The 16,973-nt window shown below is 71.9% G+C and carries 18 protein-coding genes; 7 read left to right on the forward strand and 11 right to left on the reverse strand.

The window, feature by feature from the left end:
• Positions 1-3: 3 nt before the first annotated feature.
• The 3 genes from ACWCQK_RS15440 to ACWCQK_RS15450 form a co-directional block, all read right to left on the reverse strand.
• The gene (locus ACWCQK_RS15440) at positions 4-792 is read right to left on the reverse strand and encodes an electron transfer flavoprotein subunit beta/FixA family protein (protein WP_451155623.1); all 789 of its coding nucleotides are present in this window, start codon (positions 790-792) and stop codon (positions 4-6) included.
• A 219-nt stretch (positions 793-1,011) separates the two neighbouring features.
• Positions 1,012-1,521: a flavin reductase family protein gene (locus tag ACWCQK_RS15445; RefSeq protein WP_451155624.1), complete on the reverse strand. Its 510-nt coding sequence runs from the start codon at positions 1,519-1,521 to the stop codon at positions 1,012-1,014.
• A gap of 202 nt (positions 1,522-1,723) precedes the next feature.
• Positions 1,724-2,089: a thioredoxin family protein gene (locus ACWCQK_RS15450; protein ID WP_451155625.1), complete on the reverse strand. Its 366-nt coding sequence runs from the start codon at positions 2,087-2,089 to the stop codon at positions 1,724-1,726.
• 379 nt (positions 2,090-2,468) lie between these two features.
• Between ACWCQK_RS15450 and ACWCQK_RS15455 the strand changes: the two genes are divergently transcribed.
• A complete protein-coding gene (locus ACWCQK_RS15455) occupies positions 2,469-3,197 on the forward strand; it encodes a lysophospholipid acyltransferase family protein (protein ID WP_451155626.1) in 729 nt (242 codons plus the stop codon).
• A 99-nt stretch (positions 3,198-3,296) separates the two neighbouring features.
• Here ACWCQK_RS15455 and ACWCQK_RS15460 read toward each other — a convergent pair whose 3' ends face one another.
• From ACWCQK_RS15460 to ACWCQK_RS15480, 5 genes are all read right to left on the reverse strand, one after another.
• The gene (locus ACWCQK_RS15460; RefSeq protein ID WP_451155627.1) at positions 3,297-3,992 is read right to left on the reverse strand and encodes a B3/B4 domain-containing protein; all 696 of its coding nucleotides are present in this window, start codon (positions 3,990-3,992) and stop codon (positions 3,297-3,299) included.
• The gene (locus ACWCQK_RS15465) at positions 3,989-4,591 is read right to left on the reverse strand and encodes a transglutaminase-like domain-containing protein (protein ID WP_451155628.1); all 603 of its coding nucleotides are present in this window, start codon (positions 4,589-4,591) and stop codon (positions 3,989-3,991) included. The genes ACWCQK_RS15460 and ACWCQK_RS15465 overlap by 4 nt, the downstream gene beginning before the upstream one ends.
• A gap of 112 nt (positions 4,592-4,703) precedes the next feature.
• Positions 4,704-5,774 carry a threonine aldolase family protein gene (locus ACWCQK_RS15470; RefSeq protein WP_451155629.1) on the reverse strand — a complete coding sequence of 357 codons (1,071 nt, stop codon included), beginning with the start codon at positions 5,772-5,774 and terminating at the stop codon, positions 4,704-4,706.
• On the reverse strand, positions 5,771-6,517 hold the full coding sequence (locus tag ACWCQK_RS15475; RefSeq protein WP_451155710.1) for an SDR family NAD(P)-dependent oxidoreductase: 747 nt from the start codon (positions 6,515-6,517) through the stop codon (positions 5,771-5,773). The genes ACWCQK_RS15470 and ACWCQK_RS15475 overlap by 4 nt, the downstream gene beginning before the upstream one ends.
• 41 nt (positions 6,518-6,558) lie before the next feature.
• Positions 6,559-7,956, reverse strand: a complete 1,398-nt coding sequence (locus tag ACWCQK_RS15480) for a DUF6421 family protein (RefSeq protein ID WP_451155630.1) — start codon at positions 7,954-7,956, stop codon at positions 6,559-6,561.
• A 416-nt stretch (positions 7,957-8,372) separates the two neighbouring features.
• Between ACWCQK_RS15480 and ACWCQK_RS15485 the strand changes: the two genes are divergently transcribed.
• Positions 8,373-9,056, forward strand: coding sequence for a glycerophosphodiester phosphodiesterase (locus ACWCQK_RS15485; protein WP_451155631.1), 684 nt, complete (start codon positions 8,373-8,375; stop codon positions 9,054-9,056).
• A 14-nt stretch (positions 9,057-9,070) separates the two neighbouring features.
• Here the strand turns inward: ACWCQK_RS15485 and ACWCQK_RS15490 are convergent, their stop codons facing one another.
• On the reverse strand, positions 9,071-9,607 hold the full coding sequence (locus tag ACWCQK_RS15490) for a GNAT family N-acetyltransferase (protein ID WP_451155632.1): 537 nt from the start codon (positions 9,605-9,607) through the stop codon (positions 9,071-9,073).
• Between the two features lie 70 nt (positions 9,608-9,677).
• Here ACWCQK_RS15490 and ACWCQK_RS15495 point away from each other — a divergent pair, with 70 nt between their 5' ends.
• Both ACWCQK_RS15495 and ACWCQK_RS15500 read left to right on the forward strand, forming a co-directional pair.
• Positions 9,678-10,070, forward strand: a complete 393-nt coding sequence (locus ACWCQK_RS15495) for a VOC family protein (RefSeq protein ID WP_451155633.1) — start codon at positions 9,678-9,680, stop codon at positions 10,068-10,070.
• A 124-nt stretch (positions 10,071-10,194) separates the two neighbouring features.
• The gene (locus tag ACWCQK_RS15500) at positions 10,195-10,959 is read left to right on the forward strand and encodes a VOC family protein (protein ID WP_451155634.1); all 765 of its coding nucleotides are present in this window, start codon (positions 10,195-10,197) and stop codon (positions 10,957-10,959) included.
• Between the two features lie 886 nt (positions 10,960-11,845).
• On the opposite strand, the gene ACWCQK_RS15505 is transcribed toward ACWCQK_RS15500, so the two are convergent.
• Positions 11,846-12,418 carry a MarR family winged helix-turn-helix transcriptional regulator gene (locus ACWCQK_RS15505; protein ID WP_451155635.1) on the reverse strand — a complete coding sequence of 191 codons (573 nt, stop codon included), beginning with the start codon at positions 12,416-12,418 and terminating at the stop codon, positions 11,846-11,848.
• On the reverse strand, positions 12,415-14,166 hold the full coding sequence (locus ACWCQK_RS15510; RefSeq protein ID WP_451155636.1) for an FUSC family protein: 1,752 nt from the start codon (positions 14,164-14,166) through the stop codon (positions 12,415-12,417). Before ACWCQK_RS15510 ends, ACWCQK_RS15505 begins: the two co-directional genes overlap by 4 nt.
• 217 nt (positions 14,167-14,383) lie before the next feature.
• On the opposite strand from ACWCQK_RS15510, the gene ACWCQK_RS15515 reads away from it, so the two are divergent.
• From ACWCQK_RS15515 to ACWCQK_RS15525, 3 genes are all read left to right on the forward strand, one after another.
• Positions 14,384-14,923, forward strand: a complete 540-nt coding sequence (locus tag ACWCQK_RS15515; RefSeq protein ID WP_451155637.1) for a DUF5134 domain-containing protein — start codon at positions 14,384-14,386, stop codon at positions 14,921-14,923.
• 151 nt (positions 14,924-15,074) lie between these two features.
• Complete coding sequence (locus ACWCQK_RS15520; protein WP_451155638.1) at positions 15,075-16,010, forward strand: M56 family metallopeptidase; 936 nt, start codon at positions 15,075-15,077, stop codon at positions 16,008-16,010.
• Positions 16,011-16,183: 173 nt separating this feature from the next.
• Positions 16,184-16,876 (forward strand): phosphatase PAP2 family protein, encoded by a 693-nt coding sequence (locus tag ACWCQK_RS15525; RefSeq protein WP_451155639.1) that lies wholly within the window; start codon positions 16,184-16,186, stop codon positions 16,874-16,876.
• The last annotated feature ends 97 nt before the right edge of the window (positions 16,877-16,973 follow it).

A 16,973-nucleotide genomic window follows, 5' to 3' on the forward strand; every position in this document is an offset into this window, starting at 1 on the left:
GCCTCAGATGAACTTCTGGCCCGCGAGGAACTCGGCGAGCTGCTTGCCGCCCTCGCCCTCGTCCTTGACGATCGTGCCGGCGGTGCGCGCGGGGCGCGCGGCCGCGGCGTCGACCTTCGTCCAGGCGCCGTCGAGGCCGACCTCCTCGGCGTCGATCTCGAGGTCGGACAGGTCCCAGGCCTCCACCGGCTTCTTCTTCGCCGCCATGATGCCCTTGAAGGACGGGTAACGCGCCTCGCCCGACTGGTCGGTGACCGACACGACGGCCGGCAGGGCGGCCTCGAGCTGCTCGGAGGCGGCGTCGCCGTCCCGGCGGCCCTTGACGGTGCCGTCCTCGACCGACACCTCGGACAGCAGGGTGACCTGCGGGACGCCCAGACGCTCGGCCAGCAGTGCCGGGACCACGCCTGCGGTGCCGTCGGTGGAGGCCATGCCGGAGATCACCAGGTCGAAGCCGGCCTTCTCGATGGCCTTGGCCAGGACCAGGGAGGTGCCGATGACGTCCGTGCCGTGCAGGTCGTCGTCCTCGACGTGGATCGCCTTGTCGGCGCCCATCGACAGCGCCTTGCGCAGCGCGTCCTTGGCGTCCTCCGGGCCCACCGTCAGAACGGTGATCTCCACGTCGTCGTCCGAGTTCTCGGAGATCTGCAGCGCCTGCTCGACCGCGTACTCGTCGAGCTCGGAGAGCAGACCGTCCACGTCGTCCCGGTCGACGGTCAGGTCATCGGCGAAGTGCCGGTCGCCAGTGGCGTCGGGCACGTACTTCACAGTGACAACGATCCTCAAGCTCACGCCGGCTCTCCTACTGCATCGTCTCTTCTTCGGCTGCCTACTTGCAGGCAGCATAGGCGCCCCAAGCGGCCGTTCCCGCTCGGAGCGGCCCGCGCCCCGAGCGAAATATTACTCGTCAGTACACCCAGTTCGTTCCCGCTAAGCAAGCGCTTTGAACTGTGACCTGTGCAACGCAGCGTAATCGGAATCCGACGGCTTCGCAGGGGCACCCCCGCGTGATCAGTCACGCAGTGCGTTGAACCGGCCCTGGTGGTAGACGAGCGGCCCGCCGGGCCCCGTGGAATCGCCGAGGACGACCTCGCCCAGGACGATGCGGTGGTCACCCGCGGGCACCCGGGTGACGACCCGGCACACCAGCCAGGCGGAGACGTCGCCGAGGACGGGGACCCCCTCGGGCCCGTCGTACCAGGCCGTCGGCGCGCCGAACCGGTCGGCACCGCTGCGCGCGAAGGTGGCGGCCAGCTCCTGCTGATGCTCCCCCAGGATGTGCACGCCGACGTGGGCTGCCGCGGATATCGCGGGCCAGCTGGAGGCACCGGTGTTGATGCCGAAGGAGAGCAACGGGGGTTCGGCGGAGACGGAGGTGAGGGAGGTGGCGGTGAAGCCGACGGGGCCGGCGTCACCGCGCGCGGTGATCACCGCCACACCCGCCGCGTGCCGCCGGAAGACGGAGCGCAGCAGGTCGGGCGAGGCGAGCCGGGGGTTACCGAGACCGGGCATGGCCGTCATGGGGATGTCCTTCTGCGGGCGGGGACGAGCGGGGCCGTGACTGCTCAACAGCCCGGACAGCGCGCGCTCGCGGTGCGGGCGAGGTCGACGTGGACCCGCCCGACGAGAAGGAGTTCCGTAGGCATACAGTCAGGCTGACGATAGGTGGTACGCGCAGTCAAGTGCGTCCCGGCATATGGGAGATGCCTCACCGTTCGCCCCGTCACCCCTCCATCGCCACCCCGAGCGCCGCGATGACGTCCGCCGTGCGCGGTTGGCCGGTGGCCCGCCGCACGACGCGCCCGGCCGCGTCGAGGACCAGCACGGTCGGGGTCTTGAGGATGCCGAGTTCGCGGACCAGCTCCAGGTGCGCCTCCGCGTCGATCTCGACGTGGGCCACGCCCGGGACCAGCCGGACGACCTCGCCGAGGACCCGCCGGGTGGCCCGGCAGGGCGCGCAGAAGGCGCTGGAGAACTGCACGAGCGTGGCACGCTCTCCGAGTTCGCCGCCCAACCGGTCGGCCCCGAGCCGCCTTTCGTCGTCGCGCCCGTGCACGCACACCCTCCCGCCCCACCGCCGCCGCGGCACTCGTCTTCCCTACGTCCGGTCCTCCTTCGCACAGCGCCCGTGCGGCCGCGAAGATTCCCCGGCACTACGGGCCGGGTGCGAACGCCAGGCCGCGGAGAACCGCGAGCCTCCTCATTCCGCGCGCCGTTGACGTACGGCCCGGCCCGTGAGTTGTACCTTCTCGTCCGGTGCGTCACGATCCGCGCGCAGTAAAGGCAGTTTAAAAGCGCAGGTGGATCATGCGGCCGACGTGACGAGGATCTCGCCGGACCCGGGCACCAGGACTGGCTCCCCGGCCGTTCTTCGGGCACGATCTGCGGGATGCCGTAAACCTACGGCTGCGTAAGTTTGCCGCTGGGAGATCCCTTCCCAGACAGAGAAGGAAGGGTCCACTCCGTCCATGGCTGAACTGGTCTACCGTCCCGTCGTCGGTCTCGCGCGCACCCTGTTCAAGGCGTGGGACCTCAAGATCGACTGCAAGGGGTCGGAGAACATCCCGCGCTCGGGCGGCGCCGTGCTGGTGAGCAATCACATCAGTTATCTGGACTTCATCTTCGACGGTCTGGCCGCGCTCCCGCAGAAACGTCTCGTTCGCTTCATGGCGAAGGAGTCGGTCTTCCGGCACCGGATCTCCGGTCCGCTGATGCGGGGCATGAAGCATATTCCCGTGGACCGCAAGCAGGGTGACGCGGCGTACGCGCACGCCCTGGACTCGCTGAAGTCCGGTGAGATCGTGGGGGTCTTCCCGGAGGCGACCATCTCGCAGTCGTTCACCCTCAAGAGCTTCAAGTCGGGTGCCGCCCGGCTGGCCCAGGAGGCGGGCGTCCCGCTGATCCCGATGGCCGTGTGGGGCACGCAGCGACTGTGGACCAAGGGCCAGCCACGCAACTTCAAGCGCAGCCACACCCCGATCACCATCCGCGTCGGCGAGCCGGTGGAGGCCCCCCGCGACCAGTACGCGGGCGCCATCACCCGCCGGCTGCGCGAGCGGGTCCAGGAGTTGCTGGAGGCCGCCCAGCGCGCCTATCCGGTACGCCCCAAGGGCCCCGAGGACACCTGGTGGATGCCGGCACACCTGGGCGGCACGGCGCCGACACCGGAAGAGGTCCGGGCGGCCGAGGCCCGCTGAGGTCCGGTCGGCCCGGGTCCCGCGGGCTCGGGCCGCGCGGGTGGAGTTCCTTGCCGGGTACGCCGTACGGCGGGGCGGGTGTCGTCGGGACGGCCGCGCTCACTCATCCGCGCGACGGACGGCGGTCTGTACCCCCGGGCTGAACTTCTCCAGCAGTTCGACGAGTTCGGCCGCGGCGGCCTCGACGCCGGACAGCGGCATCGGGGCCATGCCCTCCAGCAGGAAGATGCCCGAGGTCGTCGTCCCGGTGAGCCGCGTGCGCGGGCCCTGGCGCCAGTTCCAGCGCCGGCAGGTCACTCCCGCCTCGTCGCACCACACCACCTCGCCGGTGTCCGGGTGTTCCACGGTTCGCGTACCGCCGGCGTCGGTCACGAAATCCTCGTCACCGACGGCGCGCACGAGGCGCATCCCGCCCCGCACCTGGTCGATGTCCTCGCCCCCGACGGGGATGAGGTGGGCGACGCTGACGGCGTTGTAGAGGTCGACGAGCAGGTTGACGCGTGGCAGGCCCGCGTCCGACAGGGCCCTTCTGGCCAGCGCCTCCGCCGAGTTGCGGGTGCGGGACGGCTTCGACCCGAACGCCGTGTAGACCTCCCGCCAGGCCGCCATGTGCGGGTCCTCGTGCGGCGCGCGTCCCTCCAGCCGGACGGCGAGCCGACGGACCGCGTCGTCGAGGAGTGCCGCACTGGCGTCCGTGCTGGGCCCGTTGCGCAGTCCGTGCGCCTCCACGGCGAGGGGCGTGAAGCCGGGCGCGAGGGCGCGCACCTCGTCGGACACGGTCAGGGAGGGGGTCATCGCCTGCCTCGGAGTGCGGTCGGGAGCGTCTTGCGGAGAAACGACCGGTCGGGGGCGGCCCGCAGGGCGCTCAGCACGACCGGATGCGGTTCAGCGTACAGGACCGGATAGTCCACCTCATTGGACTCCGGGTCGACCGTGAAGGCCAGGCGCTCCCCGTGGAGGGAGAACCGCGCGTCCACACCCGGTTTGTTGCCCCGCGGATCCTGCCGATGCCAGGCCCCGTCCAGCCGCACGGCGACCAGTCCGTGCACCACGTACCCGCCGTCGTCGTCCGCCAGTCGCTGGTAGCAGAGCGCCGTCGGGATGCCCTCGGCGCGCAGCAGCGCGGTCAGCGCGTGGGCCTTGGCGTGACAGATGCCGGTACGCCGCTCCAGGACGTCGGAGGCGCGCCAGGTGACCCGCGGGTCACCGGAGTCCTGGGAGTGCGGGACGGTGTCGCGGACGAACTCGAAAGCGGCCCGCGCATAGCCATACGAGTCCGCGCTCTCCCGGGCGAGGCGGGCGGCCGTTCCCCGGACCAGCGGGTGATGATGGTCGATGGTCTCGTCGGCGGCCAAGTAGGCGGACAGGTCGGGAGTTTCCTGGATCAGCTCCATGGCGGCAGAGCATAGGAATGCGACCACCCGAGCGTCAATTACTTTTCGGGTGGCCGCATATCTATGCACACCGGCCTGTGCCGGTGCGCCTCTCGCGTCCTTGCCTGCCGGGCTAGCGCGCCATCTCTTCCTTGAGGGCCGCGACGAACGCGTCCACGTCGTCCTCGGTCGTGTCGAACGCGCACATCCAGCGCACGTCGCCGGCCGCCTCGTCCCAGAAGTAGAAGCGGAAGCGCTTCTGGAGGCGCTCACTCACGTCGTGCGGCAGCCGGGCGAAGACGCCGTTGGCCTGCACCGGGTGCAGGATCTCCACACCGTGCACCGCGCGGACGCCCTCGGCCAGCCGCTGGGCCATCTCGTTGGCGTGGCGGGCGTTGCGCAGCCACAGGTCCTTGGCGAGCAGTGCCTCCAACTGCACCGACACGAAGCGCATCTTGGACGCGAGCTGCATGGACAGCTTGCGCAGGTGCTTCATGTGGCTGACGGCGTCCGGGTCGAGGACCACGACCGCCTCGCCGAACAGCGCGCCGTTCTTCGTCCCGCCCAGGGAGAGGATGTCGACGCCCACCGCGTTGGTGAACGTCCGCATGGGCACGTCGAGCGACGCGGCCGCGTTGGCTATCCGGGAGCCGTCCAGGTGGACCCGCATGCCGTGGGCGTGCGCGTGGTCGCAGATCGCGCGGATCTCGTCGGGGGTGTAGAGCGTGCCCAGCTCGGTGCTCTGGGTGATCGACACGACCTGCGGCATCGCCCGGTGCTCGTCGTCCCAGCCGTACGCCTGCCGGTCGATCAGCTCGGGCGTGAGCTTGCCGTCCGGCGTCGGCACGGTGAGCAGCTTCAGGCCGCCCATCCGCTCCGGGGCGCCGCCCTCGTCGACGTTGATGTGCGCGCTCTCGGCGCAGATCACCGCGCCCCAGCGGTCGGTGACCGCCTGGAGCGCGACGACGTTCGCGCCGGTGCCGTTGAAGACGGGGAACGCCTCGGCCGAGGCCCCGAAGTGGCTGCGGATGATCCGCTGGAGGTTCTCGGTGTAGTCGTCCTCGCCGTACGCGACCTGATGGCCGCCGTTGGCCACGGCCAGGGCGGCCATCACCTCCGGATGGGCTCCGGCGTAGTTGTCACTGGCGAAACCGCGGATCTCCGGGTCGTGATGGCGCCGTGCGTCGGTCTTCGGAGGGTTCACGGCTTCTCGGTCAGCCACAGACGTTGTCCGTTCACTTCGGCGGCGGGCTTGCTCCACACGTCGACGATGGCGTCGGCCAGGTCCTTGACGTCCGTGAAGCCCGCGAACTTCGCGTTGGGTCGCTCGGCGCGCATCGCGTCGTGCACCAGTGCCTTCACGACCAGGATGGCAGCAGCGGACGTCGGCCCGCTCTCGCCCCCCGCCTTGCGGAAGTAGTCGGCCAGCGCGAGGGTCCACGCCTCGGCGGCGGCCTTGGCGGCGGCGTAGGCGGCGTTGCCCGCGGTGGGGCTGCTCGCGCCCGCCGCGCTGATCAGGACGTACCGGCCGCGCTCGCTGCGCTGCAACGCCTCATGGAAGGCGAGGGAGGTGTGCTGCACGGTACGGATGAGCAGCATCTCCAGCAGGTCCCAGTCGTGGAGATTCGTCTTGGCGAAGGTCTCGCTGCCGCGCCAGCCGCCGACGAGGTGGACCACGCCGTCGACGCGCCCGAAGTCCTTCTCGACGTGCAGAGCCCACTCGCGGGTCGACTCGAGGTCGAGCAGGTCGACCGTCTCGCCGATGACGGTGGCCCCGCCGTGCCCGTAGCGCGCCTCGTCCACGGCTTCCGCCAGGCGCTCCGGGTCGTTGTCCGCGCCGATGACGGTCGCGCCCGCGTCGGCGAGGCGCACCATGGCGGCCCGGCCGGCCGGGCCGCCCGCTCCGGCCACCGTGATCACAGCTCCGCTGAGAACCCCGTTCCCCACCATGCGCGCCTCCTGAGCAGTGTTCTCGGTATCGCGGTCCCTCACGCGGCGGCCCGCTCGGCACCGTCCGCCGTGATGCCCCTGGTGGAGGCGATCACGTTCTTCAGCTTCTTGGAGAGTGCCTCATAGAACATGCTCAGCGGAAACTCGTCCGGAAGCACGTCGTCCACGAGCCGGCGCGGCGGCTGGGACAGATCCAGGGCGTCCGGACCCTTGGCCCACTTGGAGCCCGGGTGCGGAGCGAGATAGGTGGAGACCAGCTCGTAGCCGGCGAACCAGTGCACCAGCTTCGGGCGGTCGATGCCGTCGCGGTACAGCTGCTCGATGTCGGCGCACAGCTGGTTGGTGACCTGCGGGGCGCGCTGCCAGTCGATGTGCAGCTTGTTGTCGGTCCAGCGGACGACGTCGTGCTTGTGCAGGTAGGCGAAGAGCAGCTGGCCGCCGAGGCCGTCGTAGTTGCGCACGCGCTCGCCGGTGACCGGGAAGCGGAACATCCGGTCGAAGAGCACCGCGTACTGCACGTCACGGGCCTGCGGGACGCCGTCGGCCTCCAGCTTCACGGCCTCCTTGAAGGCGGTGAGGTCGCAGCGCAGCTCCTCCAGGCCGTACATCCAGAACGGCTGGCGCTGCTTGATCATGAACGGGTCGAAGGGGAGGTCGCCGTGGCTGTGGGTGCGGTCGTGGACCATGTCCCACAGGACGAAGGCCTCCTCGGAGCGCTTCTGGTCGTGGACCATCGCGGCGATGTCCGCGGGCAGCTCCAGGCCGAGTATCCCGACGGCGGCGTCGGTGACCCGGCGGAAGCGCGCGGCCTCGCGGTCACAGAAGATCCCGCCCCAGGTGAAGCGCTCGGGGGCCTCGCGCACGGCGATCGTCTCGGGGAACAGGACGGCGGAGTTGGTGTCGTAGCCGGCCGTGAAGTCCTCGAACGTGATGCCGCAGAAGAGCGGGTTGTCGTAGCGGGTGCGCTCCAGCTCGGCCAGCCAGTCGGGCCAGACCATGCGCAGCACGACGGCCTCGAGGTTGCGGTCGGGGTTGCCGTTCTGCGTGTACATCGGGAAGACGACCAGGTGCTGGAGGCCGTCCTCGCGGTGCGCGGCCGGCTGGAAGGCCAGCAGCGAGTCGAGGAAGTCCGGCACCCGGAAGCCGCCGTCCGCCCAGCGGCGCAGGTCCTTGACGAGCGCCTCGTGGTACGCGGCGTCGTGCGCCAGCAGCGGCGAGAGCTCCTCGACGGCGTCTCCGACACGCCGGACGACGAGTTCCACCTCGGCCGGACCGGGGGCGCCCTCGGCGTCGAAATCGATCGATCCGTCCTTCGACTGCCATGGCCGGATCTGCTCCACGGCATCCTTGAGCACGGGCCATGCCGGGTGCTCAACCACCCTGCTCACGGGAGGAACCCGCTCCTCCGTACCCACCTGCACAAGAATTTCCGTCATGTCCCATCCTCCACGGGAGAACCTCGCGTATGAAGACCGTATACATACGGGGTTTCTCCCAGCAAGGGGGTACCCGGGAAATTATCCTGCGCGCCCCACATGTCACCGCACTTTTTCCTGCCGGACATGAGAGCGGCACACACTTCCGCTACCCCTTCCCGTTCCGGGCACACCCGGGTCCCAAGGGCGGGATCCGGCCACCGCGTGGGGTCGATCACCGAGGGACTCGCCCACGCCCGAGTGAGCGCTCTCGACGCTCCACGCCGCTTCCGGCCCGCACGCCACACCAATGCCCTGTGTACGAGCGGGTACATCGCGGGGCGGGGCCACTAGGCTGCGGCTCTGCCGCGTGGACAGGGCCGTCCGCTCCGGTCCGCGCGCGTGCCGAGCCGCCGTCGACGGAAGCGAGTTGAGCCTTGAACTTCCTTACCATCGGTCATCGCGGGGTCATGGGTGTCGAGCCCGAGAACACCCTCCGTTCCTTCGTCGCCGCCCAGCAGGCCGGCCTCGACGTCATCGAACTCGATCTGCACCTGAGCAAGGACGGCGCCCTCGTCGTCATGCACGACGCGGACGTGGATCGCACGACCGACGGCTCAGGCCCGATCGCCGAGAAGACCCTCGCCGAGCTGCGCGCCCTGGACGCGGGTCTCGGTGAACGGGTCCCGGTCTTCGAGGAGGTCCTGGACGCGGTGCGGTCACCGCTCCAGGCCGAGATCAAGGACGTGGCGGCGGCCCGGGTGCTGGCCGGGGTGATGACCGGACGGGACCTGCTGGGACGCGTGGAGGTGTCCTCGTTCCACGACGAGGCGATCGCGGAGATCTCCCGCCTGGTCCCGGGCGTACGGACCGCGCTCATCGGCGGCCGCTACGGCCCCGACATCGTGCGCCGGGCCGTCGACGTCGGGGCCTCGACCCTCTGCCTCGACATCCGCCGCCTCACGCTGGAGGTCGTGGAGCAGGCGCGGGAGGCGAACCTGAAGGTCATCGGCTGGGTGGTGAACACCCAGGACCACCTGCGGCTCGTACGCGCCCTGCAACTGGACGGTGCGACCACCGACCATCCGGACATCAAACGCACGGGCCGCTTCACGGCCTGACGGCCGGGCAGGTCCTAGACGAGCTCCTTGACCAGCAGCTCGAACTCCAGGTCGTCGCGCTGCGGAACGCCGAAACGCTCGTCGCCGTACGGGAACGGACTCTTCTTTCCCGTACGGCGGTAGCCGCGGCGCTCGTACCAGGCGATGAGGTCGTCGCGCACCGAGATGACGGTCATGTGCATCTCCGTGACGCCCCAGGTCGCACGGGCCAGCCGCTCCGCCTCCGCGATGACCGCCTTGCCGAGGCCGCCGCCCTGCTGGGTGGGGCTGACCGCGAACATGCCGAAGTAGGCGTGGTCGCCGCGGTGCTCGAGCTGGCAGCAGGCGACCATCCGGCCGTCGCGCTCCACCGTCAGCAGCCGGCTGTCGGGCGCCTCGACGACCGCCAGCACACCCTCCGGGTCGGTTCGCTGACCTTCGAGGATGTCCGCCTCGGTGGTCCACCCGGCCCGGCTGGCGTCGCCTCGGTACGCCGACTCGACGAGCGCGACCAGCGCGTCCACGTCGGTCTCGGTGGCGTCGCGGAAGATGAGTCCGGCGGCGGTGTCCATGGGCGGGTGTCTCCGATCTGTGGCGCGGCTCGCAGGGACGAGGGTATCGCTGCCACTAGGCTCCGGGTGCATGGTGCATGTACTCAGCAGCCGGACCCTCCTGAGCCCCACCGACCCCGCACGCTCCCGGGCCTTCTACGGCGAGCAACTGGGCCTCGCCGTCTACCGCGAGTTCGGTACGGGCCCGGAGCGCGGCACCGTCTACTTCCTCGGCGGCGGCTTCCTGGAGCTCTCCGGGCGGTCGGACGCCCCGGCGTCGCCGCCGCCCCGGCTGTGGCTCCAGGTCGCGGACGTGACAGCGGCGCACGATGAGCTGCTCGCCCGGGACGTCACGATCACGCGTCCGCCGGTGCGGGAGCCGTGGGGGCTGGTCGAGATGTGGATCGCGGATCCGGACGGCACCAGGATCGTCCTGGTGGAGGTGCCGGCCGACCATCCGCTGCGGTACCGACCGGGCATCTAGGAGTACCTCGTCCCGTCATGGTTCTTCCGGCCGGCAGGGGCTGGGCCCTCAAGGCAGGTCCGGATGGACGCCCTGCGGGGCCGGGGCTAGCGTGCTGGAGGGGTCTCCTTTCGGAAGGAACGCCATGAAGCTCGACAAGCCGATGCCCGGCGGACCCTGCTGGACCGAACTGGGGACCAGCGACCTGGAGGGCGCGAAGCGCTTCTACGCCGAGCTGTTCGGCTGGCGTGCCGAGACGGATCCGCGGCAGGAGGCGGGCTGCTACACGGTCGCGCACCTCGGTGACACGGCGGTCGCCGCCCTGTCGCCCCTCTACCAGGAGTCGCAGCCCGTCGCGTGGAACGTGTCGTTCGCCGTGACGGACGCGGACGTCGCGGCGCGGCTGGTGGCGGAGGCCGGCGGGACGATCCTCGTCGGGCCGATGGACGTGCTCGACGCGGGCCGCTTCACGGTGGCCCTCGATCCGGGCGGCGCGCCCTTCCAGCTGTGGCAGGCGCGCGCCTTCCCCGGCGCGGGGCTGTTCAACGAGCCGGGCGCGCTCGGCTGGGTGGAACTGCTGACACGCGCCCCGGAACAAGCCGAGAACTTCTACACCACGGTGTTCGGCTGGAGCGTGAACGCCTCCGAGCACTACACACAGTGGGGCCTCGACGGCGCCGACTTCGGCGGAATGATCACGATGGACGACAAGTTCCCGCCCGAGGTGCCGCCGCACTGGCTGCCGTACTTCGCGGTGCGGGACGTGGACGCGACGGCGGCCACGGCGACGGCCGCGGGCGGCACGGTCCTCATGGAACCCACCTCCGTGCCCCAGGGACCGCGCATCGCGGTGCTACGGGATCCACAGGGCGCGGTCTTCGGCGTCCACCTGGGGGGCACGGAGGGCTGAACGCTTCCGGGGTCCTGGCGGGGCGGAGGGCTGAGCCCTTCCTGGCACCCTGGCGGGGCAGAGGGCGGGGACGGAACACTTCCTGGCACCCTGGCGGGGCGGAGGGCTGAGCGTCCCAGTAGCCCCGGGGCACGCGGAAGGCTGAGCCACGGCGGACACGGGCAGGAGCGGCAGGGCGCCCCCGGCGTCCCTGCGGGCGCGGAAGGCTGATCCGGCTCCGGGCACCCCTGCGGGCACGCAGAGCCGGGCTGCTCCAGGCCTCCGACGCGCGGAAGGCTGAGCGCCGCGACTCAGTCCCCCGGCCGGAGCGAAGGGCTGAGCGTCCGGGCACCCCAGCGGACACGGAAGGCTGAGCCGCTTCAGGCACCCCTGCGCCCACCGCGGGCTCCGGTGGGCGCTGAAGGATGAGTGCCTCAGCACCCCCGGCACACCGCACCCCCGGCGAACCCTGCGGGCGCGGATGGCTGGCCCCTAGGCCCCCCGGCTGGAGCGGAAGCCTGAGCCGGGCAGGTATTCCGGTGGCTTCGCCGCCCCTGAGCCGTCCCACGTACCCGGCGCCCTCGCCCTCAACCGGTCGGTCGCCGAGGCGCACGCGGTGCGCCTGCCGCGAGGGCTGCTGGCGACGCCGTCGAAGTCGGTGGGTCGGCGGGTGGATGGGGGGGTGAAACGAGCGCGTCCCCTGGTCCGCCGCCGAGGCCCGGGGCCTCAGACATCCCCGTGACGGCGGCCTTGGTGACGGCGTCGACCAGAAGGGGCGCGCTTGGCGCGAGCGGCCCGAGGTGTCGCCGTGGCCCGCGCGGGCGCCGCCCTCCCGAGTCGGCGTACGCGGTGTCGTAGGGCGCGGGTGCGGTGAACGTCGTCGTCGAGCGGTGGCAGGACGAGCCGGTCAGGCGCGCAGCGCGCCCATCCGGCCCTCCAGTCGGCCGAGCAACTCGGCGAGCAGCGTGGCGAGTTCGCCCTGTCTTGGCGGATCCAGCACCTCCAGCACGGTCGTCTCGTAGGCGAGTTGCTCGGGCAGGATCGCGTCGACCAGGGCGCGGCCGCTCTCCGTGAGGCGGACATGGGCGACCCGGCGGTCCCTGGTGTCGCCGCGGCGCTCCACGAAGCCACGCTCGGTCAGCTGCTTGAGTCGTTTGGTGACGGCGGCGCCGGAGGAGAAGGTCTCGCGGGCCAGCTCGCTCGGGGTCAGCTCGTGCCCGGTGCGGCGCAGCGCGCCGAGCAGGTCGAACTCGGGACGGCTCAGTCCGGCCCGGCGCAGCGGAGCGTCCTCGGCCTGCTGGAGCAGGGCCGCGCAGCGATTGACCCGGCCGATGATCTCCATGGGCCCGGTGTCGAGCTCGGGGTGCACGGCCCGCCACTGCCGTACGACGGCGGCGACGGTGTCCCCGTACCGCGCCCCCATGGCATCACCTTCGGTCGTGCCGGGCCCGTCCGTCGGTCGTCCCTGCGTCGGCGTCATGGCCGTACGTCCTCCGCTCTGCCGCTCGTGCGCCCGTCCAGGTGCAGTCCCTGGCGCCGGACCGTCGCCGCGAGCGTACGGTGTCCGGCCTGCTCGGCGAACACGACCCGCTCCTGGGGCAGTGCGCGCTGCCACCACTCGCCGGCCGCGGCGTCCGCGGTGGCGCGCAGGTCGACCAGGGCGCCGGTCAGCGCGCGGCGGGCGGAGTCCAGTGCGCCGGAGGCGGAGTGCGGCTCGGCGAGCAGCCGGGCGGTGTGGTCGCGGGCGCGTTCGGCGGCGGTCAGCGCCTGTTCGAGGCGGGCGCCCGAGCGCCGGTTGGTGACGGCGACCGCGGCGACGAAGCCGGTCAGCGCGCCGACCACGGTGTCCAGCACCCGCTCGGTGATCAGCTCGCCGGAGTCCTGGAACCGGGCGAACTCGGTGATGAGCAGCGCCATGGGGGTCACACAGGTGCTGCCGAGCCAGTAGTTCCGGCCGATCAGGGCCTCCGCACCGAAGTTGAGGGCGACGCAGCACAGCACCAGCGCCGCCTGGTGGAGGTGGGCCAGCGGGACCAGTGCGGCGAAGACGAGGACACCGACGAGGTTGCCGACGACGCGCTGGACAGCCCGGCTCCAGGTGAGGGTGACGTTGGCCTGGTAGAGGGAGGCCGCGGTGACCAGGGCCCAGTAGGGACGACCGACACCGAGGGCGAGGGAGGCGTAGCCGGCGAGGGCGCAACCCACGGCGGTACGCATGGCGAGCGGGGTCAGCGGGCCGAGCCTGGTCCACAACGGCCGTTTCCCGGAGGCAAGTTCGGCGTCGACGCCGAGGAGCTCGCCGACGGCTTCGGCCAGGTCGTCGGCCCGCGGTACCGGGCCACGCCCGCGCAGGGCGCGCGCCAGGTCGCGCAGCGACTCGGGGTCGGTGTCGCCGGGCGCGGAGAGGGCGACCTCGGCGCGGACCACGAGCCGTTCGAGTGCGCGCCGGGTCTCGGAGCGGGCTCCGGCGGAGAGCAGTGACTGCCAGGCGGCGTGCAGGGCCGCCGACGCGGCGGCCCGGGCCTTGGCCTGAGCGGTGCTGATGCCGGTGTCCGTGTCCGTGCCGGTGTCGGTGTCCGTGTTCCTGTCCGTGCCGGTACCGGTGCGAGAACCCCTGGTCGCGGCATACGCGGCGGCGGCGTCGAGGGCCTGCGCGGTGGCGCGGCGCTCCGGGCCGTGCGGGCGGACGAGTCCCGGGGCCATGCCGACGAGCCAGGCCCAGGCCCCCGCCGCGAGGGCCAGGGCGAGGTGCCCGGGCACCTGACCGAGGGCGCCCGGGACGAAGAGGGAGGCGGAGCTGATGAAGCTGAGGACCACGTTGCCCGGCGGGCCGACCCGGGTGGCGTCGCACAGGGCCTTCTGCACGGCGGCCAGGAGCGCGCCGACGGTGACGAGGACGACGGCGTTCGTGGTCAGCGAGGCGGCGACCAGCGCGACGGCGAGACCGCCGGTCATGCCGAGCACCACCCGGGCCAGGACGCGGGCCCGGGCGGCGTACGGGCGGTTGTGGGCGTACAGCGCGCACAGGGACCCGGCCATCGTGTACATCGCCAGGTCGAGCCGGCCGAGCGCGAGCAGGATCAGGTTGGGCGGGGCGACCGAGGCGACCACGCTCAGCGCGGGCTTGAACCAGATGTCCGAGGGCCGGCCGAGGCGCAGCACACCGGCCAGCGGGAGGCGCCGGACGAGTGGAGCGGCGGGGGTGAGGGTGGGGGGCGCACTGCTCATACGTATAAGATTAACCGGTGTTTTACTTGTAAAGAATTAATTTTGAGACCGGCAGCCGCACCGGTGACCTGCTGTGCTTCGCCGAGTGCTCCCCGTGTACAACATTGCGCTCGCTTGAGCTCCGCGTGACCCGGGCATCCCTTGACCGACCGTCGGAACCGGCTCGGGAGCCGCCCGACCGTCCGGACGTCCGAGCCGTACGAGCGGGGAGGCACGTGTGCACGGACCGGCTTCGCCCGGCTGGCTGCTGGTCGCGCTGTGCGCGGCGACCGGGGCCTACTGCCTGCTGCGGATGCGCAGCAGGGTCGAGGAACAGCGCCGGGCCGCGGGCGGTGAGGCGCTCATGGGCTTCGGCATGGCCGCGATGGCCGTCCCGGCGACGGTGTTCAGCCCGCCGTCGTGGGCCTGGCCCGGCTACGCGGTGGTCTTCGGCGCGGCGGCCCTGCACGCCCTGTGGGCGGCACGGGCCGACGCACACCATCTGCACCACCTGGTGGGAACGTCGGCCATGGTCTACATGGCGGTCGCGATGGCCGCCTCCCCCGGACACCACCACGGAACCGGCGGATCCGGGCTCCCGCTGGTGACGGGTGCGCTGCTGCTCTACTACGCGGGCTACGTACTGCTCTCCGGAGCCCGGCTGCTGCCCGCCGGGGCCGGCGCCACGACCGGGGGCTGGGGCGACCGGCCGGAGCTGGCCCGGGCGTGCCGGCTGTCGATGGGGATCGGGATGGTCGCGATGCTGCTGACGCTCTGAATCCGCGATCCTCGCCTGCGTCGGCGGTCGTTGCTGTCGCCAGCCGTCGTTGCTTGCGGCGGCGATTGCTGCTCGAGTCGACGATCGTTGCTTGCGTCACTTCCCGTGGCAGCCCGTACCCCTGACCACGCGGCGCTCATAGGGTGCTCCCATGATGGTCCCCGCGGCACTGTTGCTGCTCGGCGCCCTGACCGCCGTCCTCGCCCCCCGGGTGCTCGCCCGCGCGGACTGGGCGGACCGAGAACCGGTGGTCGCCCTGTGGGTCTGGCAGTGCGTGGTGGCGGCCGTACTGCTGTGCTGCGCGCTGTCGATGACGCTGAGCGCCGCGGCGGCCTGGCAGGCGGTGCGGGGGCATGTGTTCGGGCCCGCGCCCCGCGCGGTGGTGGAGGCGTACGCGCTCGGCGCGGCGGGGCCCTGGGCGGCCGCGACCGCGGTGGTGCTGGCGTGCGGCGGGCTGTGGAGCGCCGCGATGCTGGTCCGCGAGGTCTCGCGAGCCCGGCTCAGGCGACATCGCCGAAAGACCGAACTCCTCGTACGCGCCCCGATGTTGCCCGGCGAGGAACCGACGGGCGAGCGGCTGGTGGTGCTGGAGGGCGAGCGGCCCGAGGCATGGTGGCTGCCTGGCGCGGCACCCCGGCTCGTCGTCACCACGGGCGCCCTGCGCCGGCTCAAGGGGCGTCGGCTGGACGCTCTGCTGGCCCACGAGGAGGGCCACGCGCAGGCCCGGCACGACTGGCTGCTGCACTGCTCGGCCGCGCTGGCCGAGGGTTTTCCGCAGGTGCCGGTGTTCGCCGCGTTCCGCGCCGAGATGCACCGGCTGGTCGAACTGGCCGCCGACGACATGGCCTCGCGCCGCTTCGGCCGGCTGACGACGGCCCTCGCCCTGGTCGAACTCAACGAGGACCGCGGCGTGTTCGGCCCGGCGCCGACCCCGCACGCCCACGTCCCGCAACGGGTCGACCGGCTCCTGACTCCCCCGGCCCGGCTCACCGCGGTCCACCGGCTGCGCCTGACGGCGGCGGCGGCGCTGATACCGGTGGTCCCGGTCCTGGTGACGTTCGTACCGGCGCTGCGCGCGCTGGGTTAGAGCCGGTCCGACCACGGAGCCGCGAGGCCGGTCCGCGCACCGGCCGGACACCTCGTGGCCGACACTCCGGCTCGTCGCCGATACTCCAGGTCGCCGCAGACGCCCGAGGTCATCGCCGACACTCCAGGCCGCGGAGTTCGCCCCGCGCCCCATGGGTCGGCGAGGATCTCTCCATGCCCACCCCGTACGCGCCCGCCCCGCCCCGACCGCCGGAGCGCCGCGTCACCCCCGCCGGGACGGCACTGGTCCTGGCCCTGTGCTCGGCGCTGCTGAGCACCCTGGTGGCGACGGAATGGCTCCCCCTGCTCGCCCTCGACCACGACATCGCCCGCGCCACCCACCGCTGGGCGGTCGACGAACCCGGTCTCACGCACACGTTGCGCATCCTGAGCGACTGGGTGTGGGACCCGCTGACGATACGCCTGCTGGCCGCGGCCGTCGCGGTGTGGCTGGTGTGGCGGCACTCGGCGTGGTGGACCGCCGTGTGGCTGCTGGTCACGTGCGCGGTGGGCCTGTTGGTGCAGCAGTCCCTCAAGGCGGCGCTGGACCGGGCGCGTCCCGTCTGGCCCGACCCCGTCGTCTCCGCCCACTACGCGGCCTTCCCGTCGGGTCACGCCATGACGGCCACGGTGGTCTGCGGCCTCCTCCTGTGGCTGCTCCACGACCGGGGCGCCGGCCGCGCCCTGTGGCGTACGGCTCTCACGCTGGCCCTGCTCAGTGTGATCGGCGTCGGGCTGACCCGGGTGTGGCTCGGCGTCCACTGGGCGTCGGACGTCGTCGGCGGCTGGCTGCTCGGCGCGTTCGTGGTGGCGCTGGCGGTCTGGGCGTACGAACGGCGGCGCGACGGCCGCGCACACCCGAGCTGAACGACCGCGCGCGCCCACACCACCCATCGCGTTCTCCGAAACGGCCCTCACGTCTCCGGAACGGCCGCACGTGCTCCGGAACGGCCATCTCGTTCTC

It is taken from the genome of Streptomyces sp. NPDC002306 (assembly GCF_053593435.1).

Coding starts and splice junctions, on each gene's coding strand:
- ACWCQK_RS15460 (WP_451155627.1), bottom strand. CDS start 3,992: ATGACCCCCTCCCTGACCGTGTCCGACGAGGTGCGCGCCCTCGCGCCC.
- ACWCQK_RS15525 (WP_451155639.1), top strand. CDS start 16,184: ATGCCCACCCCGTACGCGCCCGCCCCGCCCCGACCGCCGGAGCGCCGC.
- ACWCQK_RS15520 (WP_451155638.1), top strand. CDS start 15,075: ATGATGGTCCCCGCGGCACTGTTGCTGCTCGGCGCCCTGACCGCCGTC.
- ACWCQK_RS15505 (WP_451155635.1), bottom strand. CDS start 12,418: ATGACGCCGACGCAGGGACGACCGACGGACGGGCCCGGCACGACCGAA.
- ACWCQK_RS15480 (WP_451155630.1), bottom strand. CDS start 7,956: ATGACGGAAATTCTTGTGCAGGTGGGTACGGAGGAGCGGGTTCCTCCC.
- ACWCQK_RS15500 (WP_451155634.1), top strand. CDS start 10,195: ATGAAGCTCGACAAGCCGATGCCCGGCGGACCCTGCTGGACCGAACTG.
- ACWCQK_RS15445 (WP_451155624.1), bottom strand. CDS start 1,521: ATGACGGCCATGCCCGGTCTCGGTAACCCCCGGCTCGCCTCGCCCGAC.
- ACWCQK_RS15455 (WP_451155626.1), top strand. CDS start 2,469: ATGGCTGAACTGGTCTACCGTCCCGTCGTCGGTCTCGCGCGCACCCTG.
- ACWCQK_RS15465 (WP_451155628.1), bottom strand. CDS start 4,591: ATGGAGCTGATCCAGGAAACTCCCGACCTGTCCGCCTACTTGGCCGCC.
- ACWCQK_RS15495 (WP_451155633.1), top strand. CDS start 9,678: ATGGTGCATGTACTCAGCAGCCGGACCCTCCTGAGCCCCACCGACCCC.
- ACWCQK_RS15490 (WP_451155632.1), bottom strand. CDS start 9,607: ATGGACACCGCCGCCGGACTCATCTTCCGCGACGCCACCGAGACCGAC.
- ACWCQK_RS15510 (WP_451155636.1), bottom strand. CDS start 14,166: ATGAGCAGTGCGCCCCCCACCCTCACCCCCGCCGCTCCACTCGTCCGG.